Consider the following 25,734-nt stretch of genomic DNA (forward strand, 5'->3'; position numbering starts at 1 on the left):
CGGCGGCTCAGCCTTCGCCGGCCGGCGCGGCGGCGGGCACCGTGGCCGGTGCGGCTTCGCCGGCAGGCTTGATCCGGACCGTGGCGCCTTCGCTCAGCCCTTGGCGGCCACTGAGCACGACCTGCTCACCGGCACGCAGGCCATCGAGCACCAGCCACTGGTCTCCCACCGCGCGCGCCGTCGCGAACGTGCGTTGATGCACGCGTCCGTCCGCGCCCACCACCCACGCCAGCGCCTCGCCCTTCGGGCTGCGGTCCACGGCGGCCTGCGGCACCAGCAGGGCCTGCTGGCGCGTGCCCTGTCCGACCCGGGCGCGCACGTACATGCCGGGCAGCAGCTGCCCCTGTGGATTCGGGAACTGCGCGCGCAGGGTGATGCTGCCGGTTTCCTGGTCCACATCGATATCGGCGAATTCCAGCGTGCCGGTCACGGCGTAATCGGTGCCGTCGGACAGTTTGAGCTGCACCGGCGCGGTCGTCGCTTCCACGCCGCCCTCGGCGATCGCCCGGCGCAGCGCGAGATACTCGTTGCTGGACTGGGTGATATCCACGTTCATCGGGTCCACCTGCTGGATGCGCGCCAGCGGCTCGGCCTGGCCGTTGGTCACCAGCGCGCCCGGGGTGAACAGCGCGCGGCCGATCCGCCCGCTGATCGGCGCGGTCACCCGCGCAAAACCCAGATTGGTGCGTGCGGTATCGCGCACCGCCTGGGCCGCCTGCACCGCCGCCTCGGCCTGGTGGTGGGTGGCCACCGCATCATCCACGTCCTGCTGCGCCGCCAGTTGACCGACACCGAGCTGCTGCATGCGCTTCGCACGCAACCCCGCCGCCACCGCACTGGCCTCGGCCGTGCGCAGGTTGGCCTGCGCTTCGTTCACCGAGGCCTGGTACAGCGCCGGTTCGATCTGGAACAGCGGCTGCCCGGCCTTCACCATCTCGCCCTGCTCGAACAACCGCGCCTGCAATACCCCGGAAACCTGCGGGCGTACGTCCGATTCCTGAGAGGCCACCGTGCGCCCGGGCAATTCCTGGGCCAGCGCCAACGATTGCGTCTGCAGGGTCAGCACCGTCACCTCCGGCGCCGGTCCCTTTGCCTTGGGCGCTTCCTTGCTGCAGGCGGCCAGCCCCAACGCCACGGCCAGCCCCAGCAGCGGCAGGCGCCAAGGGCCGGACAACAGGCCGGGGGCCGGGGAGGACGGGAGCGGATCGGTCATGGGGGACGGTATTCCAGGCGTGAACGGGGCACATGGCCCCGGGCGGCAGGGCCACTGCTCGGGGCGAATATAGGAGAAGCGGGGCGAGGATCCGGCGAAAACCGCATGAAACATTTTTCATTTGCAGTCCCTCCGGGGGGTTGCGACGATGCACCCGTCCCAATCGTCAAAGTGGCCCATGCCGCGCGTACTCACCATCGAGGACGACCTCGTCACCGCCGAGGAAATCGCCACGGAACTGCGCAGCCACGGCTTCGAGGTGGACCGGGTGGGCAATGGCGAGGACGGCCTGGCCATCGCCTGCCGCGGCGACTACGCCGTGATCACCCTGGACCGCATGCTGCCCGGCATGGATGGCCTGGCCCTGGTCACGGCCCTGCGGCGCCAGGGCATCACCACCCCGGTGCTGATGATCAGCGCCCTTTCCGATGTGGATGAGCGGGTCCGGGGCCTGCGCGCCGGCGGCGATGACTACCTGACCAAACCCTTCGCCTCGGATGAAATGGCCGCCCGCGTGGAGGTGTTGATCCGCCGCCATGGGCAGCCAGCCGTGGCGGAGAACCAGTTGCGCGCCGGCGACCTGGAGCTGGACCTGATGACCCGCACCGCCCGCCGCGCCGGCGAGGAGATCACCCTGCTGCCGACCGAGTTCAAACTGCTGGAATTCCTCGTGCGCAACGCCGGCCAGGTGGTCACCCGCACCATGTTGTTCCAGGAGGTATGGGGCTACCACTTCGATCCCGGCACCAACCTGATCGACGTCCACATCGGCCGCCTGCGCAAGCGCATCGACCAGCCCGGGCGTGCCCAGCCGATCCGCACCGTGCGTGGCACCGGCTATGTCCTGGACGACCATGTCTGATCACTGGCGTTCCTCCAGCAGCCGGCTGCTTGGGCTGTACTGCGTGCTGTTCGTCGCCTGGTCCAGCGTACTGCTGGGGGTGATGTACTGGCGCGTCTCGGACTACCTCAACGACCTCGCCGAATCCGGCCTGCAGCAGCGCGCGCACCTGTTCGAGAAGTTCGAGGGCCAGGCGCTGGACGATGCGCTGCGCGACAGCCTGCGCTACGACCTGCACGGGGCGTATGCCTACGGCATCTTCAGCCGCAGCGGGCAGCCACTGTCCGGCCCACTCCTGGCGATTCCCGATGGCCTGCACATCGACGGACACGCGCAGGCGGTGGAACGCTGGTCCCTGCGCAGTGGGCCGATCAAGGCGCCCGGGCGCGCGCTCGGCGTGGAAACCCAGGATGGCCGCCTGCTGGTGTTCGTTCGCCAGAGCGGCAAGCTCACCGCGGTCAACAGCATCATCCTCGATGCGCTGCTGTGGGGCGTCTCGTTGACCATCGTTCCCGGCCTGGCCGGCTGGCACATCCTGCGCCGGCGCCCGCTCAAACGGATCCAGCAGATCGAGGCCGCGACCAACCGCATCATCGCCGGCGATCTCGGCCAGCGCCTGCCCGTTTCCGGCCACCCGGATGAGATCGACCGCCTGTCGAGCATCGTCAACGCCATGCTCGAACGCATCGAGCAGCTGATGACCGAGGTCAAAGGGGTATGCGACAGCATTGCCCACGATCTGCGCACCCCGCTCACCCGTCTGCGTGCGCATCTGTACCGCACCCGCGTCGGGCTGGAGGAAGAGGACCCGCGCGCGGCGCAGCTGGACAAGGCACTGACCGAAACCGATATGTTGATGGCGCGTTTTTCCGCACTGCTGCGCGTATCGGAACTGGAAAGCCACCAGCGCCGTTCGGCCTTCGTGGAACTGGATGCGGGCGAGCTGCTGCAGGAACTGCACGCGTTCTACCTGCCACTGGCCGAGGAGAAGGACCAGCAGTTGCTGCTGGAGATCGACCCGCAGGTGGGCACGCTGTGGGGCGACCGCGAACTGCTGTTCGAGGCGCTGGCCAACCTGCTCTCCAATGCGCTGCACTTCACCCCGGCGCAGGGCCGGATCGTGCTGCGCGCGGTGGACGACCACGGCGCACCGCGCATCGATGTGATCGACAACGGCCCCGGCATCCCGCCGCAGGATCGCAGCCTGATCTACCAGCGCTTCTTCCGCGGCGGCAGCGGCGGCGAGACGACCGAGGGCTTCGGGCTGGGGCTGTCGATCGTGGCCGCCATCGCCGGCCTGCATGGGTTCCGGGTCCGCGCCGGGGACGCGCCGGGCGGCGGCGCATGGCTGAGCATCCGCTGCGAGGCGGAGGGGCTTCGCTGACATCCGGCCGCCTGCACATAGCGGCGATGCGGTAGCCACTAGCATCGGCGGCGACGTTTGATTCGCTGCAAGGTGTACCCCTCGATGTCCTCATTGCCCGGCCCGCGCTTCCTCAACACCGTCCTGCTCGGCGGCAGCACCACCGAGAAACTCGATGCCGCCGCAGCCGCTGGGTTCGCACAGGTCGAGCTGTGGCGCGAGGATGTAGCGTCTTCGTCGGTAGCCGAGGTCCACGCCATCCTTGCGCGCACCGGCCTTCAGCTCACCGATGTGCAGGTGCTGCTGGATTTCGACGGCGCTTCGGCCGCCACCCGCGAGGGCAAGCGTGCAGAGGCGATGTCACTGCTCGCGCTGGCCAAGGACCTGGGCGCAGGCACCGTGCTGGTGCCCGCCTGCACAGCGACCGACTACGTGCCCGACCGCGTCACCGATGATCTGCGCTGGCTGTGCGCGCGTGCCGCCGAACGTGGCCTGCGCATCGCCTACGAAGGCATGGCGTGGAGTCGCCTGCATTCGACCCTGCCCTCGGCGTGGCAGCAGATCGAGCAGGTCGGCGCGCCGAACATGGACATCGTGGTCGATGCCTTCCACCTGTTCGCCGCCGGGCGCACCGCCGACGATCTGCGCGACGTGCCGGTGGAGCGCATCGCGCTGGTGCAGCTGTCGGATGTGCTGACCCAGCCACTGCCCGGCCAGGTCACCACGCAGGCGCGCCATCACCGCTGCCTGCCGGGCGATGGCCTCTGGCCGCTGGAGACGCTGATCGATGCGCTGGCCGCGATGGGTTACAGCGGGCCGATCGGGCTGGAGGTGTTCAACGATGCGCTGAAGGCACGCGATCCCCGTGACGTGGCGCGTGAGGCGATGGCCGCGTTGGAGGCCGTGCTGGCGGATTGATAGCTACCTTGTGGCAGCCCATCAGTCGGCGGAGCGTTACTGCTGGCCATCCTCAGCGCCGGCCCAGTTGCTGACTGAAGTCACGCGGGCCAGCGATCCATAGGTGGGATCCTCGGCGACTACCTCGAAGGAAACAACGACCTTTGCCTGCCCATCCCTCATTGCGTGGCCCTCCGTTGCGGGATGGTAGTGCCACCTCTGAGCGCGCGCAGTGACCCAGTTGTCCAGCTCAACTAAACCGCTGGACTGCATAAGCTGCACCGCACCTGCGACGCCCTCAGCGGAGACATCCACGCCCACCAGCACCGGCCCACTCATGCCGATGGTGGCCCTAAATACCCTCACATTCTGGTCTCCGATCTTGGTGTCATCGGAAATCTCAGCGAAGCAATCTTTCTCCAGACACTCGAGCTTGGCGCCAGGGCGACCACTACCATCACGTCTTCTGAAGTCATCGATCAAGGTGTAGTTACTGCTGACCTCACTGCATAGGAAGTCCTCGGGATCATCCGAACGTGCGAACGATGCAGACCTGGAGCAGTTGGAGACATGCTTGGACAGCGAGGACTGAATCGGGCGGAAGCACTCCATGCTGTACGCGCGACCATCGTGCCCTGTGCAGCGCTGCAGTTCAGCCAGGTCCGCGCGGATAGCGACCTTGCGTGCGTCAAGCTCAGCCGCGTTCTGCAGCCGACGCTCCATCTCAGACTGTTCAAGGCGCCGCTGCTCGATTTCCTTGTGGACTTCCTCGGAGGCAAGGCGCTCTTCGAATGAACGCTGCATCCTTTGCAAGCGATCCATCGAAATGACCTCGACGGGCCTTGAACCGCAATCAGTGTCGATATGACGCCAGGCCCCTTTGCACCATTCGATGACGAAGTCGTCCTTGAAGGTCTCCTGCTCACCCGCCTTCCAAGACTCCATCCGATCCTTGGCAAAGCGTAATCCAATCTTTCCTTCCAACTGACGATAGTGCTCCGCCAGTGTCGTACGTGCGCCCTCCTCTTCTGCGGCACGCTGCTGGAGAAACTCATAAGATGCAGCGCCGCCAGCGCGCAAGGCCAGTACTGTCCGGCCTTGAACCCGATACCGCTTGCGTTCCGGGAAGGGCACCTCCGTGATACTGACGGGCCTGACCTGCACGACCTCAAGCAGGTCATTACCGATTGGCCCAACACCCCTGAATTTCACCTCGATAGGGCTGTTACGGCGCGCCTCAGTGATTCTATCGACCGTAGGGGAAGACGGTCCCATCCATGAACATGATGCTATCAATGGAGCAAAGCCAAGACCTATGATCCATTTCCTGATGTCCATCGTTCCCTCGATGTAGTGAATGCGGGGATTGTAGACGGAGACTATCTCCATCGGCAGCCCAACCACGCTGGCGATCGAGGTGATCCCCGTTGGTCGCGCCATACATGCGCAGCCTTCAGCGTGGCTCTACAGCCGCCTTCGCGATAGCCGGCCACTGCGCGGCGACCTCCTCCACACTGCCGGCCGGCACCGCCCGCAGATCACGCGGATAGTGCACACCCTCGGCCTCGGTCAGCCGCGTGGCATGGAACTGGCCGTTGCTCGCACGCAGGATCCAACCGCCTTCGCTGCAGGCGCGCGAGGCCAGGAACACGACGCCTGGTGCTACGTTTTCTGGATGAAGCTCATCCGGCTCGCCCTCTATGCCCCACATGCGGGTCTTGGCGACCGGCGACACCGCATTGACCACGATGCCATGCGCCGCACCCTCGGCCGCCAGCACGTTGACGATCCCAACCGCGGCCGACTTCGCCGCCGCGTACGCCGCCAGCCCGTGCTGCACGTACTGCGGATACAGCGCGCGGTCGGAGGTGGTCAGCACGATGCGGCCATGGCCCTGCGCCTGCATGGCCGGCCATGCCGCCTGCGCCAGCCACAGCGGCGCCTTGGCCGCGACCGCCATCATGTGGTCGAAACGATCCTCATCCACCGCATCGGTCTGCTGATACTCGACCCAGCCAGCATTGTGCAGGATCACATCCAGACGGCCGTGTCGCTGCAGAATGTCAGCGACCCGTGCGGCAGCCGCAGTGCGGGTAACAATGTCATGGTGGCTGGCCTCGACAGGGAGCCCCTCTGCACGCAGACGCGCTACAGCGTGATCGATCCGCTGCGGATCGCGGCCGGTGCCGTCCGGCGTGGCGCCCACGTCCTGCATCACCACGTGTGCGCCGCGCTGCGCCAGCAATCGGCTGTAAGCGAAGCCGAGCCCACCCGCGGCACCGGTGACCAGGGCCACCTGCCCGACGAAAGAAAGTGTGTCGTTGATCGTCATGCGGACAGCATCCGCCCTGGTCAGCGCGGATGCCAATACCGATGAGAGCTTGCTGCGATACTCAGGGCGTATCGCGCGCGCGATGCTCAGACGTGCGTGGGCTCGACGATCACCGCCGTGCCGTAGCAAAGCACTTCAGTCAGGCCGGTCATCACATCGGTAGCGTCATAGCGCATCGCGATGATCGCGTTGGCGCCCAGCAGCCGCGCATGGTTGGACATGTCCCGGTAGGTCTCTTCGCGCGCCTGCTCGCACAGCTGCGTGTAGATGGTGATGTTGCCGCCGAAGATGGTCTGCAGCCCGCCGAGGAAGTTGCCCACGATGGAACGCGAACGCACGGTGATGCCGCGCACCACGCCCAGGCTGCGCACCACGCGGAAGCCGGGCAGCTCCATCGCCGTGGTCACCATCGCATCGTCGAGCCGGGTTGCCGGGCCTGCGCGGCCACCGCTGTTGTAAGGATCTGCCATTGCTGCCTTATCCAGGTTGAGAGTATCGATCCGGCCAGCACGCAGGGTGCGGCTGGCGCTGGCGGAAGGATAGCGCCAAGGCGAGCACGGATGTGATGCCACGTGATGCCCCAGCGGCGCCCCTATACCCCGCCGAGCCGGACCACCTGGTACACCGCCACATTCTGCTCGGCCAGCGCCCGCACCACCTCGGGAATCAGCTGCATCGGCAGGTCCACTTCGTAGCCGTGCGGACGCGCGTGCAGGAGCGAGGCGTCGAAGTCGAAGGCAGGATTGTCTCTGGCGCGTTGAACGAGGAACGTGGTGATCGCATCGCGGGCGATGTCCTCCGATTCCCCGACTTCGAAATACACCCGGTACAGCGTGTCGCCATAATCATCGGGCGTGCCGTGCACGGAAGTCACCGTTGGGTCGGTCATCGCGTCCTCCTGTGTTGGCGCAAGCGCCGGGCCAGCCGAAACCATACACCTCGGTCGGTCCACAGCGCCTGCACACAGTCGCACTTCCGGCAGCCCTCAGCGCCCCCGCGGATCCACCAGATCGCTCTTGCTCCTGGCAAACACCGGCGCCCCCACGTCCAGCTCCGCATCACCCACCGGCCGACCCGCCAGGAAGTCCGTGATGCCTGCGGCGATGGCAGGGGTCCCGAGCCACAGCTCGTTGTCGTGGCTGGCCCCGCGCACCCGCAAGGTGCGGCTATCGCTGAACCCCGGCCGCAGCGCCTCGGCGTTGGCTGGCGGCGTGCGCCCATCCAGCGTGCCACTGATGAACAGTACCGGCACGTTGCTGCGCAGTGGCCCCCTGAAAGCATCGCCAAGATCGACCAGCCCCAGCCCATCCCCGAGCGCCGGGAACGGGAAGTTCAGCGCATCGCCAAACAGGCTCTCGCGTGATTGCGCCTCGGCCAGTGCGCGGCGCTGCGCAGTCTGGCCCGAGGCCACATCCATCGCCAGCGACATCGCGCCGTAGCTGCCGTACTCACTGCGCAGCAGCAGGACCATCGCCGCCAGCAGATCGTAGTCGCCGTTCTCGGCATCGCGCAGGATCAGCGGCAGCCATTGCTGGGTCATGCGGCGCCCGAGACAGGCGCTGATCGCCAACTGCGCGTCATACGCGCCGATCATCACCGGCTTGCCACCGTGCATGACACTGCGGCCCTGACGCGGCTGCTCGCGCAGTGCTGCCAGCACGCGCGTGGCCGAGCCGGTCAGATCATCGAATCCCGCCCCCTTGGCCAGCACGCTCAACTCCGCCAGCAACGCATCGGCCGACAGCGGCAGCTTCAAGGTGTCATCGGGCCCTTCCGTCCCCATCAGCACCACGCGGTCCAGACCGGCGCCGTGCAGGCGCACCGTGGCCAGCGCCAGATGGGTGCCGTAGCTCATGCCCCACAGGCTGATCTTCGGCACCTTCAACGCGCGCCGCAGGTCCTCCAGATCGCCGGCACTCTCGGCGGTGGTGTAGGCCCCCAGGTCCACGCCCGCCTCCCGCCAGTACGCCACGCAGCGGGCGGCGACGTCACGCAGCGCGGCGAGCGCCGCATCGTGCTGCAGCGGCAGTGCGTCGTCGAAGGTGTGCTCATGCGGGCACGCCGGCGGCGGCTCGGACTCGCCCGCCCCGCGCTGATCGAGCAGCAGCACGTCGGTATCGCGCCGGACCTGATCGAACACCGGCCAGCGCGGTCCGCGCCCGGTCCCGATCCCCGAGCCCCCCGGGCCACCGGCCAGATAGACCACCGGTGCGGCGCGGCCATCGCCACCGGTCGCCGGCAGGCGCACCACCCGCAGGCGCATGCGCGGTCCGTTCGGATCGGCATGCCGGCGCGGCACCTCCAGATAGCCCGCCTCGGCCGCGATCGTGCCGTGCTTCTGTGTCTCGAACGCATACGGGGTGAACACCAACGGCGCCGGCGCATCGGCTGCCAGCACGGGTGCACCGACCAGGGTCAGGCAGAGCGCTGCCCACCGCGTGACCCCCAGGCACAGGCCGGGAGCAGGAGAACGGAACAGGGACATCGGGACGTTGGACATGACGGACTCCGGGTGGGAGGTAAGGGAATCGCGCGCCGAGTGAGGGCGCATGCACCACGCCGCGAGCATCACCTTCCCCACGGCAGCCGAGGACGGCCCGTCCGCCGAACAGCTCCAGGCGGGGGTCCAGTGACTCCGTGCAACCGATACGATGGGCCCATGCAGATCCCACGCACCCTGACCGCCCTCGCCGTCCTGCTCATCGCGGTCGCCGCGTGGCTGCTGTTGGTCGCGCCTCCACCGGGCGTGCGCTACTACGAAGCCCAGGAGATGGCACCCGTCACGCTGGGCGCTGACGGCGCACTGCCCACCGCTCCGCCAACGACACTGGCGTGGCAACCGGCCAACCAGCGCGAACTGGTGCAGTGGCGCGGCCCCTACTGGCTGCGCTGGCGCCTGCCTGCGCAGCCAGCACACCATGCGGCCGACCGTGCACTGCGCATCTCGGTGCGCGCCGCCAGCCAGCCCTTCTGGAATGGCCAGCCGTTGGCCGCCAATGGCACCGTCGGCCGCAACGCGGACGAAGAGCAGCCGGGACAGGTGGACATCATCCGTGTGCTCCCGCCCTCTTCCTCCAGCAGCACCGATACGCTGGTGCTGCTCGCCTCCAGCCATCATCAGTGGTTCAAACTGCGGGGCGCGGATGCCTTCGTTGCGGTCGGGCCGGCCGCCTCGATCTACAGCCTCAACCTTGGACCGTGGTTGATCGCCGCGCTTGCCACGGGGGCGCTGGGTGCCGCCTGCCTCTACTTCCTCGCTGCACAGCGCGGCCGGCCACGGGTAGCGGGTGCGCGCCTGCTGCTCGCATTGGGTGTCGTCGGCCTTGCGTTGCCCGTCGTCGAAGCATGGCGTCCGCTGGTCGGCTATGCCTATCCGTGGCACGGCCCACGACTGCTCATGCTGCTTCTGCTGCACCTCGCCGCGGCGATCCTGCTGCCGGCTTACCTGGCGCGTCGTTTCGGCGTCGCGGTGCCGAAGACAGCCCGCATCGCCTATCTCGCCACCCTGCTGGCGCTGGCCGCCTTCGTGCCCAGCTTCGACGGCCGCGGTGCCGCACTGCTGCTGCTCAGCCTGCTGACCTCCACCTACGTGCTGCTGCGCGCCCGCGGCGAGCCCGACGAGCGCTGGCCGATCCTGACCTTGGTGGTGGCCGGTGCACTCGCCGTGCCGCTCGCTGGCGGGATTTTCCTCGACGGCCCCTACTTCCTGTTCCTGGCCGTGCTGATGGGCTTCCTGCTGATCCGCCACGCCGCCCAGCTGCGGATGCTGGACCACCACAACGCGCAGCTGCGCGGAGAGCGCGCCCGTCTCTCGCTGCAGCTGCTGCAGCGGGGCATCCAGCCGCATTGGCTGATGAACACCCTCACCGGCCTGCAGGAACTGATCGAACAGGCACCGATGCGCGCCAGCCGCATGGTCGAATCCCTGGCCGAGCAGTTCGACCGCCTGCGCGAGAGCAGCACCCGCCCCAGCGTGCCGCTGGAGGAAGAGCTGGCGCTGTGCCGCAACCACCTGGACATCGTCGGGCTCGCACTGGATCGCCACATCGGCTTTGAGGTCGAGGGCGAACACAACGGCCTGTGGCTGCCGCCCGGCGTGCTGCATGCGCAGGTCGAGAATGCGCTCACGCATGCGGGGGCCGTCGCGTGTGCCGAGCATCCGTTCCGCCTGCGTATCCAACGCGACGGCGACCGTTGGATACTGGAGCTGCGCAGCGCCCGTGGGACCGCCCCGCATCGCGGGCAAGGCACGGGCAACCGCTACATCGAGGCCAGCCTGGCCGCCACCTGCCCCGAGAATTGGCGCTTTGAACAAGGTCCCGATGGCAACGACTGGTACGGCCGCATGGAGCTGACATGCGCATCCTGATCGTCGAGGACGAACTGCTGGTCCGCCAGCGGCTGCTGCGGATGTGCACCGAACTGGCCGGCAGCCGCGCCCGATTCGATGCCGTGGCCGACCTGGATGCCGCCGGTGACCGGCTGCAGCGCAGCGTGTATGACGGCCTGCTGCTGGATTTGAATCTGGGGGGCGAGGATGGCTTCGACCTGCTGAAGCGCGTGGTCGCTGGCCGATACCACTGCGTGGTGGTCTCCGCGCATCGGGAGCGGGCGCTGCAGGCGTTTGAGCATGGGGTGCTGGATTTCGTGCCGAAGCCTTTCTCACGCGAACGGCTGGGGCAGGCGCTGGAGCGGCTGCTGGATGTTGGGCGGTATCGATCTGGCGCGGCGCGTTACCTGGGCATCTGGCATGCGCAGGGGACGGCGATGGTGGAGCTCGCCAATGTGCTTTGGATTCGTGCTGATGGGGACTACAGCGAAGTACGTATGCGCGATGGGCGGAGTGAGCTGCATGACAAATCGCTGGCGAGTCTTACTGCCTTGCTACCGCCGGACTTTGTGCGTTGCCATCGGTCGTATCTGGTCAATTTGACGCACGTGCGGACGTTGCATGCGGCTTCGGGGAGCCGTTACTGGTTGGTGCTGAATGATGGGACTGAGGTGCCGGTGGGGCGGGCGTTTGTTGAGGACGTGCGCGGGAAGCTTGGGTCGATATAAGCGCTTCGAGAAGACCGCTGCAGGACCGACGTCCGCTCTCGGCCAGGAGCGGTCGTCGCGAAACGTAAGTCGAAGGTGGGCCTAGTCGAACTTTATCGAGGAAGCCAGATCACTCTTTGTTGACACTTCAGCAAAGGCAGTCTCGGTTCCAGCCGGTAGTGGCACTCGCATGCCGAACCTGAGCCGCCTCTGGTTCGCTAAATATCTGGAGCGGAATCCGCATCAGTAGCGAATTGCAAAGTGAGCACCCGCTGCTTCCGGATGAGCTTGCACGTACGCCCTGCGCGCCGCCGAAAACTCGGAGGTTTGCTCAAGCCCCTTGAGATACCAGACCACGAGTGCAAGGACTGCAATTACTCAGATGACGCCAACTTTTCCGCCTACATGGACGTTGCGCACAAGGGATATCTCCGTGCAGGTCGAACTGCTGAAGAAACGAGTACGGAGCCTACGCGAACAAGGGGCGAACGTTCGCTCTGGGTCGAATGCGGCCGCGGAGGTTAAGTGGCATGCTTGTACTCCCTCAAGACGGAGATTCCCACGGCTACCACGCTCAGGCACCACCGAGTGCCCTGAGCGCTAGCAGACGCTCCATTGCTTGGTCGCCGCCGGTACGGCGCGAACCCGCATCCGATCGGCAAGGGCCCGGACGGGGCGATGCCGCCCGGGCAGTGGCGTTACCTGCTGGTCGGCGAGAAGTTCTGAGCTCCGCGCGTCTTTCGCCACTGGATCCACGCGATCGCGGCGACGAAGAAGACGCTGCACAGGTAACTGCCTTCCGGCCCTTGCGCGCCACCGGTCAGGGTGTCGAGGCCTTGCGGGCGCAGCGCCACCAGCAGCGCCGGCAAGTGCGGATCCATGCCGGTGACGGGCAGTTCGAAGCCGGTTGCGAGCAACCAGTTCCACCCCGCGTGCCAGCCCATCACGCCCCAGATATTGCCGCTCCGCAGCGCCCAGGCGCAGGCGAACAGCGAGAACAGGAACGTGCCGAGCATGACCAAGGGCGGCTGGTGCGGACTGAAATGCAGGAAGCAGAAAACGAGCGACACCAGCAGCACTGCCACCGCAACATTGGTCTTGCGCGCCACCACCGACAGCATCCAGCCGCGGAAGATGACTTCCTCCACGCTCGCCTGGAACATGAAACTCACTAGCAGCAGGCCGATGTGCAGCAGACTGACGGGCGACCGCCAGGCCTGCCCCACGCCCGCCGCCTGCATGCCGCCAGCCATCCAGATCGCGACTACGACCAGCGCGATCGTGCCGAATCCAACGGCCATTCCGCGCAGAAAGGTTTTCAGCGGCGCCGGACCGGTCAGCCCGATACTCGCCAGCGAGCGCCCTTCGACGAAGCGTACCCAGGCGAGCACGGCCGCCAGCGTCGGCGCGAAGCCGATCCACAGCAGCGCATGCAAGCCAGCGAGGCCGATCGGATCACCGCCCGGCGTCGACCAATGCTGCGACTGCATCCACCCGTCCAGCGCGATCACCGGTACCGCGTTGAACAGGATCATCAGGATCGGCGTCAGCCAGGCCCAGGGCAGCCAGCCGCGGGCCGGATCGGGCGAATACAGGACAACGGGGGTCATGCGGGGCTCCAGGTCGACGTGATCGCCGCTGCAAGTTGCCATCCGCGCGGGGGCGTGGCTACCCGTTTGCGACCAAGCCACAGAAGCCGCCGATGAATCACCCGGATCGCCGACGAAATAGCGCTGAGTCGGCGCCCGTGGTGTCCGCTTTGGGTGGCGGTTCGACAGCCACAAGGCCCTGATGTGGGACCGCTGGCGGCAGGGCGAGTCGTTGCACCAGATGGCGAGGCTGTTCGATCGGCATCACTCGTCCGTGCGAGGGGTTCTCGCCGAGACTGGCTGGCTCAAGCGGACTTACCCGGACGATCCGAGCTGCCAGGTCTCACACGAGACGATCTATCGCACGCTCTTCATCCAGTCGCGCGGGACTTCCAGACACCGATCGAGCGATATCAACGAGCTGTTGCATTGACCAGTTGAAACCGCCGTCGAAAGCGGACATCACCAGCGGTCGGCGCCTCCGCCCTCGCCGAACGTCCACTTTCGGCCAGGAGCGGACACTGCCAGCAATTGGCGCCTTTCTGTTGTCCGAAAAGTCCGCGATCGGCCGGAAAAGCAGACCAGCCTGACTCTTCAGCACGGACTGCATCGTTGCAAGCAGTTGCTAACATTGCAAGCTACTCCTCCCTGGAAGGACGTCGCCCGCATGCCTTTCCTCCCGGCGTTTCGCCGAGTCGCAGCGCTGACGCTCGTGGCGTTGCCGGTCTGTCCGTTTTCTAGCTTATCAGCGGCGGAGCCTGCTTCCGAGACCAGCGCCTTCATCCACCCCATCAACAATGCCGAAGACGCCCCCTTGGTAGCACTGGGTAGCAACGGCCTGCTGCGCTATGCCTTGTACTCCGAACGCGGTAGCGATCACGCGCGCAACATCGTCCCGGACTTCTCCCGCGCCGGCTACCAGGGCGGCGGTGTCAGCCTGCCCATCCGCTCCAGCATGCCTGTTATTGAGGTCCTTGAGCCAAACGCGGAGGGTGACGACTATCCCCGCATCCAGGCCGCCATCGACGCGGTCGCCGTGCGTGTCCAGGACAGCCGGGGCCTACGCGGCGTAGTCCTGCTACGGCGCGGCGGTTATAGGTTGAGCAAGACGCTGACCATCCGGGCCAGCGGCGTGGTGTTGCGCGGTGAAGGTCGAGGTGCCGACGGCACGGTGATCCGCTCCCAAGTCAGCGATCGGCAGGGCAGGATTCTTGAAGTGGGCAGCAGCGAATCCGCGGTTCCCCGCGCCGCTCTGGACCCACGCCGGACCGCCATCACCATGGACTACGTGCCGGTGGGGGCGATGCGGATCACGGTGCAGTCCGCAGCCGGCTATCGGGTGGGCGATACGGTGTCGATCGCAAGGGAACCCAATGCCCGCTGGGTCGGCCCCGAGGGCATCGATACCGCACGATACCGATGGACGCCCAGCGACTACGCTGTGTACAGCGAACGCGTCGTCACTGCTGTAGACCACGACACGATCAGCCTGGATGCCCCGATCATGGATGCCATCGCGACGCGCTTCGGTGGCGGCAGCGTCTATCGCACGGATCCCATCCGTATCTCGCAGGTCGGCATCGAAGACCTCCGCCTTGAGGGTAACCCCGAGACCGGTACGGTCAACGGCACCGCCGATTCCGGTCCCTTTACCGCACTCCGCTTGGGTGCAATCTACGACTCATGGGTTCGCGACGTGACCGTGCGTTATGTGTCGCATGGCTTCGTGACCCGCAACGGCGCGCAGTTCAATACCCTGCAGGACATTGCCTATCTCGACCCCAGGTATGGCGAAACACAAGGCGCCCGCCGCTATGTGTTCCTTTACGAGGGTAACGCCGCCTTCAATCTGATCCAGCGCTGCTACAACCAGGGCGGCAGGCATACCTTCGTCATCGGCGCACGGGTACCCGGTCCCAATGTGTTTCTGGACTGCCTCGCCGTAGGTGACAGCAATGACAGTGGTCCACATCATCGCTGGTCCAGCGGCACGCTGTATGACAACACCAAGGGATACATGCTGCGGGCACAGAACCGCCGGTACAGCGGAACGGGGCACGGGTGGGCGGGCGCGCAGCAGATGTTCTGGAACACCGAGCACGACATCTACGTCGTCCAGGCGCCGCCCTTCGCGATGAACTGGAGCGTGGGCCAGGTGGGCGCTACTGCAGCGGGGAAATTCCCGCCTGAAGAGCCTGCGGGGATCGTGCAATCGATGGGCCAGGTGGTGACACCTCGCAGCCTGTATCTGCAGCAGTTGCGTGATCGTCTGGGCGAACAGGCGGTGATCAACGTCACCACTGAAGCGCAACGTGACGGACGTATCTGGGACAGCCTGTTAGCTGGTGCGGGGGAATAGCGCTCGCACCAAGGCAAGCTTCCTGAAGTGAGTGTCGGCTCCCGCCCAGAAGCCGACATTCGCAACGCCAAAGTTAAGACGTGCCGCGAAGCGGCTTGCCCTAGACGAATTGCTGGACAGCAATGGGACTATTCGATCCGAAGGCCAAACGAAACGTAGAGATCCGAGAATTCCACGTTTGACGCCGATTTCATCGTTCAAGTCAGCCAGTACAAAGACCGTGAGATTTCGAGCTCCTCTTGCTCTCACTAAGCAATGGGGTGCCGGAGTAGAGGCGACTCTCCGCGTACAGCTGGCCTAGACAGATTTAGTAGATATCTTGCAAATCTATGGATGGCAGCGACTCGCGCCTCTTAGCTCACTTTGCCCGCGCTGCAGCCTATCGGGAGGTCACATCTTCTGACGTGGTGGGGATGAGTTCCACATCGCTTGGTCCAATCAGAACCGACCAAGGATATGCTGGCGTAGGTTTACGTTCGTATTGATAGCAGGCGATCTCCGGCATATTCCTGCGATCGTAGGCACGCCCCATTCGAAGCGCCAGAGTACTAGACGCGGCCAAAACCAACGAGATCCTTTTGACCCCCTTGTTGCCAAGAGTTGCAACTGCAGCCGTAAACTGCGCTGCCAGTGCATCCTGTTTTGCACCCGACCAGAGCGTACCGGGCAGTGGATTTGCCAGCGACAGCGACACCACAGGCACATCGCCAAAAGAATCTTTGATGGCGAAGGCGTCGCTCCGGTAGGACGCGGAAATAGCGAGCACTACGCGGGGCGTTCCGCTCGGCAACTCATCCATTCCAGACAGTGTAAAACGCTCACCATCATCAGGCTCATCGAGCGCCTTCCAGACTTCTGATACTCGATCCCAGTCGAATGGTAGAACCCTGCCTTCGTCGTCGAGCATGGTACCGGCCAGGAAAAGGAGTGGCACATGCAGCACTCCTCCGACCACCACTTGTACATCGGATTTCGCGCGGGATCCGCGAAGGAGCCTAATCAGGTCCGGCATCGCGACGACCTTTTGCATAGCCTGCTTGATCGCACCTGCCACTGCCAGCTCCCGAACATCAATGAGCGCATCCAGCCTCTGGCCGATAAGACCACGAGGTACAGATTTCAGGAGCGAACTGTCTGAGGTATCGATGAGGCCTCTAAACTCCACTACGACGACCGCGCTACGTTCCGCGGCATTTCTGAAGGATTTCCAGTCGAACAGTAGTACGCCGGCGCCCGTCAAGGCCAATAACAAGCCAAAAAACAGCACAACCACCAGCAGAGATTTTGGAAGACCATCGCTGGTCGAGGCGAAGCCCGCCAAGTGAAGGGCGCCGGCGGAGCCACGCACACCAAAAGTCCAACCTCCGGCCAAGCTCGCCGCGACCATACCTACACCCGCATGCAGCATGAACCTGCTTGGGTGGCGACGACGGGTGATCCAGTGAACCAAGAGGGATATCCAGTCCTGTAGCTTTGAACTCCAGCTCATTGAAGCCTCAAGATAGTCAGTTCGCCAGACCAAGCAACAACGGATGTTGCGTACGGACCGATCGCACCTTTAGTGGGGACTGAGCTGCTCGCCTAGAGAGATTCTTCGGCGGACTGCCTGCTTGAAATACAACCCGCGATTGACGTCGATAGAAGGATCTTGGCGCAAGGCGTCTAAAGACCACCAATGAAGCATGGATCTTGCACTTTGCCAACCGAAGCCCGCAGCCGCATGGGCAGAGCATTTTGTTGGCTACTCGCTTCCGCTTTGCAAGCAGAAGCAAAGCGTAAGCAACGCGTTCCGGGCCCCTGATCGAAAAGATTCGCTCATAGTCGTCGACAAGTCCCGCAGCGCCATGTGCAAGTTCATCGAACGGGAATCCTGGCAAGCCTTGCTCTCGCCATGACGCGGCGTATAGGAATGGCACAAGACACTTCTCGACGAATGCGATCAAAGTCGGCCTGAAGCCCAGAACGGCCAGCACTCTAAGGGGAGAACCTAAGCATAGATCACCACCAGGATTCACATGGCTATCTGCGGCACGCGGAATCCGTCCACCCAGTTCGTAAGCTTTGGGCGGTTCCGACGACGAGAGCAGCGGAACTTCGATACGAACTCGATACTCGTCGATGATCGTAGGCTTTCCAGGTGGTGACGCCTCGAAAGAAATAAACCCTTCAACAAGAGCAATCCCTGGCTGATGGACGGGACGCCGACGCAGTCGCGGGAATGCGTCGAGCAACCTGCCGATCTCCGTCTCGGCGAAATTCATCCCCGTTATCCGCACCAAGGCGCCGGCGGCGCATCAATCGCAACCTGACGCGCAGTCGGAGCCCGCGTCACGCCCCCGGAGAGGGCCCGTGCCGCGTCTGCGCCAAGAGATACCTCGAAGTCATCCTTGGCAACCTCAATGAGCCGCTGGGGAACATTGATTGTCCGCCAAGCGGCGAACGCGATCAGCGCCGAGTCAATCCATTGGTAGAAGTTGCGTCGAAGTGGGCAGTTAGGACCCATCCATCGATCTGCAAAATCCTCGTGCGGGTTGATCGGATTGAGAATCTGCGTAGCTTGGCGATCACGCACTTCTTTCAGCCCCTGAAGAGCCCGACCCAACGTCGCGTCAAGAGGCTCTCCTGGCACGCAAGCCAATCCCGCGATCGTGGTTATTAGAATGGACGCCGGCTTCAAGTCCGGTTGCTCTGCAAACATCACGTCCCGGTGACGCTTTAGTAGCTGCACCGTCTGCTGCAAAGGCTGACGAGCGCGATACACCGGGACTGGATCGACCCGTGCCTCAGCCAATGCGCGGAAGCCTGTAGGCTCCATGCGGGAGGTGAACCATTTCTGATAGCCGCCGGGGTTACTTGATGGCCAGTCTTCCGTCAGCTCCTTGAAGCTGTCACGCTGATCGTCAGTGATCCAGAGAGCTCGACGCGCGACTTCTTCAGCCAAGGACCGGTTCACGCCAGCGTGCACCATGCGCTCGGTAAGCACAGAGCGGCGCTTGTCATCTGCGCGGAGACCTGGGACGACATCCATATGGAAGGCGAGCTCATCTTGGTAGCTCAGGCGCCAGCAGCGATGCTTCGATTCGAGCGGGCTTTGAATTCCCCTTGATTTCCGATAACCCTCCAACTCGAAGCGAATCATCTCCTTAAGGTCGGCCTGTGAGTGCGACTCTCGGGATATGCCTTTACGCAGCTTGCAACTGAAGTCCAGGTCGTATTCCTCTTCAGGATTGACAGGCCTGATTGCCGTCCCCAGAGCAAACGAGCCTTGGACGAAGATGTGCGCGTCATAGGATGCGAGAGTAGAGCCATCCCTAGAAATCCAGCTTGCGAGGTCGTGGTATCGACCCTCCGCTCGTTTATAGGCGCCTTCGGGCAAATCAATGTCCTTCAACAGCACTTCCAACCGCGACTTCGGTGCCAAGCTATCCATAGAACACTCCCTTGATTGAGTCATGCGGCGTTGCACATAAATGAGCAACTTCCCTTTAGCCACATCGCTTTATTACGGCGGACCGCGCGACGGTGGGTTCAGCCCGCCCCTAAGTCTAGGTTCAGAAGTGAGGGCTACGTCTCACTTTCACAAGGGCATAATGTGGGTTTGTTGTCTCACAGGCTGAGAACCTAGAGGACAATTCGTAAATCGCCCCGAATCGACCAGGAAGTTGAGACCTAAAGGCGCCCTTACGGAAGGACCCGGTATGGCCCGGGGTAGGCATAGTCCGCTTGAGTCCCTTGGGGTCCTTGGGGTCTATTGGCCCGCCGTTGAAGGCCGGCGGGGTCTCTCAGACCTTCGCACTTAGGGCTCTAGAACCTCAGGACCTTGGGCCCCTGAAATCTCTGGGCCTTGAGGTCTTGGGCACCCATGGGGCAGGCTCCTCCGGGCAACGGTCCAGTAATGGGCATCAACTACAGCGGGGTGGCGCCGGCTGGTCTTGTCCCGGTACTGAGTAGGTCAGACTGTCCCAAGTCCGCGTGCGCACTTGCCGTATGCGCTGCTTCGCAAAGCCTGCGGTAAGGATCTCTGCTTTTGGTCGAAAGCGTCCACCCCCTGCCACTGGCGAAACATCACTCATCCATTGCTCAGCTCTATGTCCGCTTCCGGCCAGTAGCGGACAGATCCACACAGGGAATCACCTCGCCGGCACCCCTAAAGATTACCTAAGCACATAACCGCCGTGACCCAGCTTGGAAGCGGAAGCTTCAACCATCAAATTAACTCTAGAAAGCTTGAGCATTCAATGCTCATCGCGCAAGACGAACGGAACATTCCTTCAGATCGAATTGCCCGTAAATCTGCATGATCTCGAGATTTGCCCGCGCCCGTGAGTTTCCCTGTGCAGCAGCTTTGCAGTACAGAGATAGACCCGCATCAATGTCCTTGGTCACGCCGATCCCCTCGTAGTACATGTATCCCAGCATGGCCTGCGCCGGGGCGTACCCCGACGCTGCCGCCTTGCGGTACCAGTCGGCCGATTGAGTCACGTCCTTCTGCACACCGAGGCCCCGCTGATACATGTCACCGAGTGCGCTCTGCGCTTTTGCGTCGCCGCCCTCGGCCGCCGCCACCAAGTCGTCCACGGGACCGAAAGCCCCGGGCGTATCGACCTCGGCACACCACACGCTGTTTTCGCCGCGATACTCGCAGAGCTTCTGGCGGGACTGCCTGACGCCCAGCTGCGAGGCGGCCTGCACAGCTGCCTTGCCGTACCAGCGTATGGCCTCAGCGTCATCTTCAGCGAGGCCGGCACCTCCTCTTTGATACAGACTGGCAAGGTTGTATTGCCCTGCGGGTGAACCCTGCTCAGCCGCCTTGCGGAGCCAGAGGATGGCCTGGACATCATCCTGTGGGACGGCAATTCCCTTGAGATACATCATTCCAAGATCGGACTGTGCCAGTGCGTCGCCCTGCTCCGCCGCCTTGCGTATCCAGTCGCTGGCCTGCATCGCGTCTGGCGGCACGCCAACTCCGTGTAGATACAGTCCACCGAGCGCGGATTGGGCCGGCGCATAGCCCTGCTCTGCCGCTTTGCGATACCAGATCGCCGCCTGCACCTCGTCTTTGGCGACTCCAGCGCCCTGAAGAAACCTGTAACCCAGGTCATTCTCGGCTTCAGCGCTACCCGCCTTGGCCGCTGCCTGCACTTCCTCAAACAAAGGCGGCTTGTCAGCGCCAGACGCCTGCGCACTGCAGACGAAGGCAGCCAGGCCGACCCACATCACTACCCGAGCCAGGGTTCCAATCGGTCCTTCCATGAACATTCTCCATTCGTCATTCGATGGTGCGACGACGCGCCCAGGCATTTATTCAATGCCCCCGTCCGATTTCGATGCGGCGTAATTGTCCCTCCCATGCGGAGGATAGTGGGGTCGCCCATTTCGTCCGCCAAGTCGCCCTGCTCAAGCCTGGAATGGCTAACCGCACGCCAACAAAAAAGCCCCCGTTTCCGGAGGCTTTTTCGACTGAATCATGGTGGGCGGTACAAGGTTCGAACTTGTGACCCTTGCCGTGTGAAGGCAATGCTCTACCGCTGAGCTAACCGCCCGATGCTGCTGAGCCGCTCATTATAGGGCGGCAAATTTTGACGTCAACGGTTTCGCCGAAATTTCTTCACATCGTGTGCGTGGGCTTGTCCGCGGTCAGGATGCCGGCCAGCAGGGTCTCGATCCGGTGGCGGACGGTCTCCCCTTCCGCGCCATCGGCCAGCTGTACGCCGATCCCTGCCGCGCGGTTGCCCTGGGCCCCGGCCGGGGTCACCCAGATCACCTTGCCGGCCACCGGGAGGCGCTCGCTGGAGTCCGGCAGGGTGAGCAGCAGGAACACCTCATCGCCCAGGAAGTAGCGCTTGGGCGTGGGCACGAAGATGCCGCCGTTCTTCACGAACGGCATGTAGGCGCTGTACAGCGCGGCCTTGTCCTTGACGGCAAGGGACAGGATGCCCTGTCGGGCGTTGGTGGCGCTCATGCTCTATTCCCCTTGGCGTGCCGTTCGTTGACCTTTCCCCAGGCCAGCAGCAGCTCCACCACCGCAAGATCGGCGCGCACCGTGGTGCGCAGCAGGTCGCGGGTGCGGTTGGCCGCATCGAACCAGGCGGCCAGCTTGTGCAATCGATCGGGATCGGTCAAGCCACCACCGGTGGCTTGGGCCAGGGCGAGATCGGCGGCGTGGCGCAGACGCAGGGCGGCGTTGTCGTCGGCGGTCCAGCGCTGGGCCAGTTCCACCGCGCCGGAGCGGCCGGCAACGAGGGCTTCCAAGTCGGTGGCGACCTGGCGGCGCAGGGCCAGGCCGTCTTCGCGCAGCCACTGGTCGGCCAGGCCGGGGTGGCCGCGGGCGGCATCCAGCGCTTCGCGGGCGCTGGCTTCGCTGTGGCCCAGGGTCTGCAGCCAGGCGAGCGCTTCCTCGCGCGGCGGCAACTTGAACTCAAGACGCTGGCAGCGGCTGCGGATGGTGGCGGGCAGGCGCGCGGGGTCGGCGCTGATCAGCCACAGGTAGCGGCCGGGCTGCGGCTCTTCCAGGGTCTTGAGCAGGGCGTTACAGGCGGCGCGGTTGATGGCGTCGGCGGGATCGACGATCACCACCTGGGCTACGCCGTACTGCGGGGTCAGCGAGAGCTTCTGCGAGACCTCGCGGATCTGCTCGATCACGATCTCGGTGCGCAGCTTGTCGCCGGATTTGTTGGGGATGAACGAGATCCGCTGCAGGTCCGGGTGGGTGCCGGCGGCCAGCAGCTGGGCGCTGCGCTTGGCCGCGGCCGGCTCGCCCTGCCCCAGCACGTGCTCGGCCAGCCGCAGCGCGACGCCCAGTTTGCCCAGGCCGGCCGGGCCGCAGAACAGCAGGCCATGGCCGAGGCGACCGGCGTCGAGCGCGGCCACGGTCTGGTCATAGGCGCGCTGCTGCCAGGGGGAAAAGGGTTCAGCCACGATCCGGCTCCTGTGCCAACCATGCCTCCACGGCCGCCACCACCGCGCCGGCGACGCCGGCCTGGTCCTGGCTGGCGTCGATCAGGCGGTAACGTGCGGGGTCTTCGCTGGCACGCTGGCGGAACACCGCGCGCACCCGCTGGAAGAAATCATCGTGCTCGCTTTCGATGCGGTCCGGCCACAGGTCGCGGCCGTTGGCGCGCGCACGGCCGACGGCCACGTCCACATCCAGCAGCAGGGTCAGGCCGGGCAGCAGGCCGACGGCGCGGCGCTCCAGATCGGCGATCCACGCCGCATCCAGGCCGCGGCCACCGCCCTGGTAGGCGTAGCTGGAATCGGTGAAGCGGTCGCACAGCACATAGGCGCCGCGTTGCAGCGCCGGTGCGATCACCTGGCGCACGTGCTGGGCGCGGGCGGCGAACACCAGCAGCAGCTCGGCCTCGGCCGAGAGTGGCTCGGCGGCGATCTCCGCGTCCGGCTTGAGCACCAGCGCGCGGATGCGCTCGGCCAGCGCGGTGCCGCCGGGCTCGCGGGTCAGCACCACCTCATGGCCGCGCGCCTGCAGGGCCTCGCGGATCGCGTTGATGGCGGTGGTCTTGCCGGCGCCCTCGCCCCCTTCCAGGCTGACGAAATGCGGGTGCCGGTGCAGCGCGGGACTCATTGGGGTGCGGCCTCGTTGGTGCGTTTGCTGCGCAGTTGCTGCAGGTAGCGGGCAACGGCGGCGTTGTGGTCGGTGTAGTTGGCCGAGAAGATGTGCGCGCCACTGCCATCGCCCACGGCCACGAAGTACAGCGCGTCGCCCTTGGCCGGCTGCGCGGCGGCATGCAGCGCGTCGCGCCCGGGCATGGCGATCGGGGTCGGGGTCAGGCCGGCACGCGTGTACGTGTTGTACGGCGTATCGGTGGTGAGGTCGCGCTTGCGGATGTTGCCGTCGTAGCTGCTGCCGATGCCGTAGATCACGGTGGGGTCGGTCTGCAGGCGCATGCCGATCTTCAGGCGGCGCATGAACACCCCCGCGATCTGCGGGCGCTCGCTGGGCAGCGCGGTTTCCTTCTCGATGATCGAGGCGAGGATCAGCAGCTCATACGGCGAGTTCAGCGGCAGGTCGTCCACGCGGCTGTCCCACGCGGCGGTGAGTTCTTTTTCCATCGCGGCATGCGCGCGCTTGAGCACGTCGATATCGCTGTCGCCACGCTGGTAGACGTAGGTCTCGGGCAGGAAGCGGCCTTCCGGATGCTCGCCCGGGAAGCCGACCGCCTTCATCAGGGCGGCATCGTCCAGTTCGTCGGTGGTGTGCACCAGCGGATCGGCGCGCTTGAGCGCGGCGCGCAGCTGACGGATGTTCCAGCCTTCCACGATGGTGACGCGGTGCTGCAGGACGCGGCCCTGGCGCATGCGGGTCAGCAGCTCGCGCGGGGTCAGCGCGGGATCGAGCGCGTATTCACCCACCTTGAGCTTGCCGGCGGCGTCGAGCTGGCGCGCCAGCAGTTGCCACTGGGTGTCGCTGCCTTCGTCCACGCCGGCCTGGCGCAGCTTGCCGAGCACGGTGCTGAAGCCATCACCGGAGGCGATCACCACACTCTCCGCGCTGGGGGTGACCGGTGCATCGGCAAAGGCGCCCTGGCGATGCCAGAACCAAGCGCCTGCGGCCGCAACCAGCAGGGCCAGCACCAGCAACACGGCCAGTACGGCCAGACATCCCCGTTTCGCACCCGCCATGCTCACCTCGAATCCATTTCTTCGCCGCGCAGCATACCGCGCGGGTGCTGCACACCGCCAAACGGCTCAGGCATCGCTGCCCAGCGCACGCAGCAGGCCGCGGGCCTTGGCGCGGGTTTCGTCCAGTTCCTTGTCGGCCACCGAATCGACCACGATCCCGGCGCCGGTGCGGAAGCTGGCGGTGTCGCCGGCCACTTCGGCGGTGCGGATCAGGATGTTCAGGTCCAGGTCGCCATCGCGGTTCAGCCAGCCGAACGCGCCGGTGTACGCACCGCGGGCGGTCTGCTCCAGCTCGGCGATGATCTGCATGCAGCGCACCTTGGGGCAGCCGGTGATGGTGCCGCCGGGGAAGGTCGCGGCGATCACCTGGCCCGGGCTGACGTCCTCGCGCAGGCGGCCACGCACGTTGCTGACGATGTGGTGCACGTGGGCGTAGCTCTCCACGGTCATCAGCTCATCCACCTCCACGCTGCCCGGCGCGCAGATGCGGCCGAGGTCGTTGCGTTCCAGATCGATCAGCATCACGTGCTCGGCGCGTTCCTTGGGATGGCCGACCAGCTCCTGGATGCGCGCGGCATCGTCATCGCCAGCGAAGCGCGGGCGGGTGCCGGCGATCGGGCGGGTCTGCACGTCATCGCCGTGCACCGAGACCAACCGCTCGGGCGAGGAGCTGACCACCGCCCTGCCCTGCGCCATGAACAGCCCGGCGAACGGCGCGGGGTTGGCCACGCGCAGCTGCGCATACAGCGCCTGCGGCGAGAGCGCCTCGGGGAACTGCGCATTCCAGCGCCGCGACAGATTCACCTGGAACACGTCACCCGCGCGCAGGTAATCGATCACATTGCCGACGCCGTCGGTGAAGCGCTGTGGCGCGTCTTCACCGATTGCGACCGGTGGCTGCCACGTCGGCAACGGCGCCAGCGTGGCGGCCGCGGCGAGGTCATCCTGCAGGGTCTGCAGCAGCGCGGCCTGGCCGGTCTCGCACACGGCATGGAACTGGCCGAGCACGCGGTCGTGCAGCACGGCCGCCGGGCAGCGCAGCGCCAGCGCGGACGGCAGCCCATCGGCGCGCGCCGGCAATGCCAGCACGTCCTCGATCTGGCCAGCCAGCTCGTAATCCAGCATCAGTGCCCAGCCACCGCGGAACGGCAACGTGGTTTCTTCGCGCGGCAGCCGCAGTGCGGCCCAGTGCGCGTCCAGCACCTCGAGGAAGCGGCCGTCATGCGCGGCACCCTCGGCATCACGCACCACGCCATCGGCGTGCAAAGCCAGCGATTCCCCGTTGCCCATCAGCAGCAGATCCCAGCGCCCCTGTGCGGTGCCCGAGGCGGTGGATTCCATCAGCAGGGGGTAGCGCCGCGGGGCCAGGCGCTGCAGGGCCAGCAGGTCGGTGGTGGCGGGCAGCGGAAGCGTCTGGAACATGACAGGACACCGGAAGGGCGCGCAGCGTGCGCGGGGCCAGATAC

Annotated in this window: 21 protein-coding genes, 1 tRNA gene and 1 pseudogene; 7 read left to right on the forward strand and 16 right to left on the reverse strand. The window is 65.3% G+C overall.

Going from position 1 to position 25,734, the window contains the following annotated elements:
- Nucleotides 1-7: 7 nt before the first annotated feature.
- Nucleotides 8-1,213, reverse strand: coding sequence for an efflux RND transporter periplasmic adaptor subunit (locus QMX81_RS06360; RefSeq protein WP_282259770.1), 1,206 nt, complete (start codon nucleotides 1,211-1,213; stop codon nucleotides 8-10).
- A 178-nt stretch (nucleotides 1,214-1,391) separates the two neighbouring features.
- Between QMX81_RS06360 and QMX81_RS06365 the strand changes: the two genes are divergently transcribed.
- The 3 genes from QMX81_RS06365 to QMX81_RS06375 all read left to right on the forward strand — a co-directional run bounded on the left by QMX81_RS06365 (nucleotide 1,392) and on the right by QMX81_RS06375 (nucleotide 4,335).
- Nucleotides 1,392-2,075: a response regulator transcription factor gene (locus QMX81_RS06365; RefSeq protein ID WP_282259772.1), complete on the forward strand. Its 684-nt coding sequence runs from the start codon at nucleotides 1,392-1,394 to the stop codon at nucleotides 2,073-2,075.
- A complete protein-coding gene (locus tag QMX81_RS06370) occupies nucleotides 2,068-3,438 on the forward strand; it encodes an ATP-binding protein (RefSeq protein WP_282259774.1) in 1,371 nt (456 codons plus the stop codon). Before QMX81_RS06365 ends, QMX81_RS06370 begins: the two co-directional genes overlap by 8 nt.
- Nucleotides 3,439-3,522: 84 nt before the next feature.
- On the forward strand, nucleotides 3,523-4,335 hold the full coding sequence (locus tag QMX81_RS06375; RefSeq protein WP_282259775.1) for a sugar phosphate isomerase/epimerase family protein: 813 nt from the start codon (nucleotides 3,523-3,525) through the stop codon (nucleotides 4,333-4,335).
- Nucleotides 4,336-4,371: 36 nt separating this feature from the next.
- Here the strand turns inward: QMX81_RS06375 and QMX81_RS06380 are convergent, their stop codons facing one another.
- The 5 genes from QMX81_RS06380 to QMX81_RS06400 form a co-directional block, all read right to left on the reverse strand.
- Complete coding sequence (locus QMX81_RS06380; protein ID WP_282259776.1) at nucleotides 4,372-5,754, reverse strand: energy transducer TonB; 1,383 nt, start codon at nucleotides 5,752-5,754, stop codon at nucleotides 4,372-4,374.
- 13 nt (nucleotides 5,755-5,767) lie between these two features.
- Nucleotides 5,768-6,646 carry an SDR family NAD(P)-dependent oxidoreductase gene (locus QMX81_RS06385; RefSeq protein ID WP_121043081.1) on the reverse strand — a complete coding sequence of 293 codons (879 nt, stop codon included), beginning with the start codon at nucleotides 6,644-6,646 and terminating at the stop codon, nucleotides 5,768-5,770.
- A gap of 86 nt (nucleotides 6,647-6,732) precedes the next feature.
- Nucleotides 6,733-7,116, reverse strand: coding sequence for a YbjQ family protein (locus tag QMX81_RS06390; protein ID WP_121043079.1), 384 nt, complete (start codon nucleotides 7,114-7,116; stop codon nucleotides 6,733-6,735).
- Between the two features lie 122 nt (nucleotides 7,117-7,238).
- Nucleotides 7,239-7,535, reverse strand: coding sequence for a hypothetical protein (locus QMX81_RS06395; protein ID WP_226956720.1), 297 nt, complete (start codon nucleotides 7,533-7,535; stop codon nucleotides 7,239-7,241).
- 96 nt (nucleotides 7,536-7,631) lie between these two features.
- Nucleotides 7,632-9,146, reverse strand: coding sequence for an alpha/beta fold hydrolase (locus QMX81_RS06400; RefSeq protein WP_282259781.1), 1,515 nt, complete (start codon nucleotides 9,144-9,146; stop codon nucleotides 7,632-7,634).
- Between the two features lie 159 nt (nucleotides 9,147-9,305).
- Here QMX81_RS06400 and QMX81_RS06405 point away from each other — a divergent pair, with 159 nt between their 5' ends.
- Both QMX81_RS06405 and QMX81_RS06410 read left to right on the forward strand, forming a co-directional pair.
- A complete protein-coding gene (locus QMX81_RS06405) occupies nucleotides 9,306-11,015 on the forward strand; it encodes a sensor histidine kinase (protein WP_282259783.1) in 1,710 nt (569 codons plus the stop codon).
- A complete protein-coding gene (locus tag QMX81_RS06410) occupies nucleotides 11,003-11,704 on the forward strand; it encodes a LytTR family DNA-binding domain-containing protein (protein WP_282259784.1) in 702 nt (233 codons plus the stop codon). Before QMX81_RS06405 ends, QMX81_RS06410 begins: the two co-directional genes overlap by 13 nt.
- 677 nt (nucleotides 11,705-12,381) lie before the next feature.
- Here the strand turns inward: QMX81_RS06410 and QMX81_RS06415 are convergent.
- Nucleotides 12,382-13,293, reverse strand: coding sequence for a type II CAAX endopeptidase family protein (locus tag QMX81_RS06415; protein WP_282259786.1), 912 nt, complete (start codon nucleotides 13,291-13,293; stop codon nucleotides 12,382-12,384).
- Between the two features lie 181 nt (nucleotides 13,294-13,474).
- Here QMX81_RS06415 and QMX81_RS06420 point away from each other — a divergent pair.
- Both QMX81_RS06420 and QMX81_RS06425 read left to right on the forward strand, forming a co-directional pair.
- A pseudogene (locus tag QMX81_RS06420) lies at nucleotides 13,475-13,660 on the forward strand (hypothetical protein); the annotation flags it as partial.
- Nucleotides 13,661-13,939: 279 nt separating this feature from the next.
- The gene (locus tag QMX81_RS06425) at nucleotides 13,940-15,631 is read left to right on the forward strand and encodes a hypothetical protein (protein WP_282259788.1); all 1,692 of its coding nucleotides are present in this window, start codon (nucleotides 13,940-13,942) and stop codon (nucleotides 15,629-15,631) included.
- Nucleotides 15,632-16,010: 379 nt separating this feature from the next.
- Here QMX81_RS06425 and QMX81_RS06430 read toward each other — a convergent pair whose 3' ends face one another.
- From QMX81_RS06430 to QMX81_RS06470, 9 genes are all read right to left on the reverse strand, one after another.
- Nucleotides 16,011-17,120 (reverse strand): SAVED domain-containing protein, encoded by a 1,110-nt coding sequence (locus tag QMX81_RS06430; RefSeq protein WP_282259790.1) that lies wholly within the window; start codon nucleotides 17,118-17,120, stop codon nucleotides 16,011-16,013.
- 777 nt (nucleotides 17,121-17,897) lie between these two features.
- Nucleotides 17,898-19,061, reverse strand: a complete 1,164-nt coding sequence (locus tag QMX81_RS06435; RefSeq protein WP_282259792.1) for a nucleotidyltransferase — start codon at nucleotides 19,059-19,061, stop codon at nucleotides 17,898-17,900.
- A gap of 812 nt (nucleotides 19,062-19,873) precedes the next feature.
- Complete coding sequence (locus tag QMX81_RS06440; RefSeq protein WP_282259794.1) at nucleotides 19,874-20,884, reverse strand: tetratricopeptide repeat protein; 1,011 nt, start codon at nucleotides 20,882-20,884, stop codon at nucleotides 19,874-19,876.
- Between the two features lie 215 nt (nucleotides 20,885-21,099).
- Nucleotides 21,100-21,174: transfer RNA gene (locus tag QMX81_RS06445), tRNA-Val, on the reverse strand.
- A 65-nt stretch (nucleotides 21,175-21,239) separates the two neighbouring features.
- A complete protein-coding gene (locus tag QMX81_RS06450) occupies nucleotides 21,240-21,593 on the reverse strand; it encodes a PilZ domain-containing protein (protein ID WP_088432861.1) in 354 nt (117 codons plus the stop codon).
- A complete protein-coding gene (locus QMX81_RS06455) occupies nucleotides 21,590-22,549 on the reverse strand; it encodes a DNA polymerase III subunit delta' (protein WP_176990982.1) in 960 nt (319 codons plus the stop codon). The genes QMX81_RS06450 and QMX81_RS06455 overlap by 4 nt, the downstream gene beginning before the upstream one ends.
- Nucleotides 22,542-23,210 (reverse strand): dTMP kinase, encoded by a 669-nt coding sequence (gene tmk, locus QMX81_RS06460; RefSeq protein ID WP_282259803.1) that lies wholly within the window; start codon nucleotides 23,208-23,210, stop codon nucleotides 22,542-22,544. The genes QMX81_RS06455 and tmk overlap by 8 nt, the downstream gene beginning before the upstream one ends.
- Entirely contained in the window at nucleotides 23,207-24,268 is a 1,062-nt protein-coding gene (mltG, locus tag QMX81_RS06465; protein WP_121043067.1) for an endolytic transglycosylase MltG, read from the reverse strand. Before mltG ends, tmk begins: the two co-directional genes overlap by 4 nt.
- Before the next feature lie 66 nt (nucleotides 24,269-24,334).
- A complete protein-coding gene (locus QMX81_RS06470; RefSeq protein ID WP_282259807.1) occupies nucleotides 24,335-25,690 on the reverse strand; it encodes an aminodeoxychorismate synthase component I in 1,356 nt (451 codons plus the stop codon).
- Nucleotides 25,691-25,734 lie beyond the last annotated feature (44 nt).

It is taken from the genome of Stenotrophomonas sp. PS02301 (assembly GCF_029959485.1).
GTDB classification, from domain to species: Bacteria; Pseudomonadota; Gammaproteobacteria; order Xanthomonadales; family Xanthomonadaceae; genus Stenotrophomonas; species Stenotrophomonas maltophilia_Z.

Bases quoted from the DNA above. Each gene is read 5' to 3' on its own strand.
- QMX81_RS06360 (WP_282259770.1), bottom strand. From the start codon at position 1,213: ATGACCGATCCGCTCCCGTCCTCCCCGGCCCCCGGCCTGTTGTCCGGC.
- QMX81_RS06365 (WP_282259772.1), top strand. From the start codon at position 1,392: ATGCCGCGCGTACTCACCATCGAGGACGACCTCGTCACCGCCGAGGAA.
- QMX81_RS06370 (WP_282259774.1), top strand. From the start codon at position 2,068: ATGTCTGATCACTGGCGTTCCTCCAGCAGCCGGCTGCTTGGGCTGTAC.
- QMX81_RS06375 (WP_282259775.1), top strand. From the start codon at position 3,523: ATGTCCTCATTGCCCGGCCCGCGCTTCCTCAACACCGTCCTGCTCGGC.
- QMX81_RS06380 (WP_282259776.1), bottom strand. From the start codon at position 5,754: ATGGCGCGACCAACGGGGATCACCTCGATCGCCAGCGTGGTTGGGCTG.
- QMX81_RS06385 (WP_121043081.1), bottom strand. From the start codon at position 6,646: ATGACGATCAACGACACACTTTCTTTCGTCGGGCAGGTGGCCCTGGTC.
- QMX81_RS06390 (WP_121043079.1), bottom strand. From the start codon at position 7,116: ATGGCAGATCCTTACAACAGCGGTGGCCGCGCAGGCCCGGCAACCCGG.
- QMX81_RS06395 (WP_226956720.1), bottom strand. From the start codon at position 7,535: ATGACCGACCCAACGGTGACTTCCGTGCACGGCACGCCCGATGATTAT.
- QMX81_RS06400 (WP_282259781.1), bottom strand. From the start codon at position 9,146: ATGTCCAACGTCCCGATGTCCCTGTTCCGTTCTCCTGCTCCCGGCCTG.
- QMX81_RS06405 (WP_282259783.1), top strand. From the start codon at position 9,306: ATGCAGATCCCACGCACCCTGACCGCCCTCGCCGTCCTGCTCATCGCG.
- QMX81_RS06410 (WP_282259784.1), top strand. From the start codon at position 11,003: ATGCGCATCCTGATCGTCGAGGACGAACTGCTGGTCCGCCAGCGGCTG.
- QMX81_RS06415 (WP_282259786.1), bottom strand. From the start codon at position 13,293: ATGACCCCCGTTGTCCTGTATTCGCCCGATCCGGCCCGCGGCTGGCTG.
- QMX81_RS06425 (WP_282259788.1), top strand. From the start codon at position 13,940: ATGCCTTTCCTCCCGGCGTTTCGCCGAGTCGCAGCGCTGACGCTCGTG.
- QMX81_RS06430 (WP_282259790.1), bottom strand. From the start codon at position 17,120: ATGAGCTGGAGTTCAAAGCTACAGGACTGGATATCCCTCTTGGTTCAC.
- QMX81_RS06435 (WP_282259792.1), bottom strand. From the start codon at position 19,061: ATGGATAGCTTGGCACCGAAGTCGCGGTTGGAAGTGCTGTTGAAGGAC.
- QMX81_RS06440 (WP_282259794.1), bottom strand. From the start codon at position 20,884: ATGGAAGGACCGATTGGAACCCTGGCTCGGGTAGTGATGTGGGTCGGC.
- QMX81_RS06450 (WP_088432861.1), bottom strand. From the start codon at position 21,593: ATGAGCGCCACCAACGCCCGACAGGGCATCCTGTCCCTTGCCGTCAAG.
- tmk (WP_282259803.1), bottom strand. From the start codon at position 23,210: ATGAGTCCCGCGCTGCACCGGCACCCGCATTTCGTCAGCCTGGAAGGG.
- mltG (WP_121043067.1), bottom strand. From the start codon at position 24,268: ATGGCGGGTGCGAAACGGGGATGTCTGGCCGTACTGGCCGTGTTGCTG.
- QMX81_RS06470 (WP_282259807.1), bottom strand. From the start codon at position 25,690: ATGTTCCAGACGCTTCCGCTGCCCGCCACCACCGACCTGCTGGCCCTG.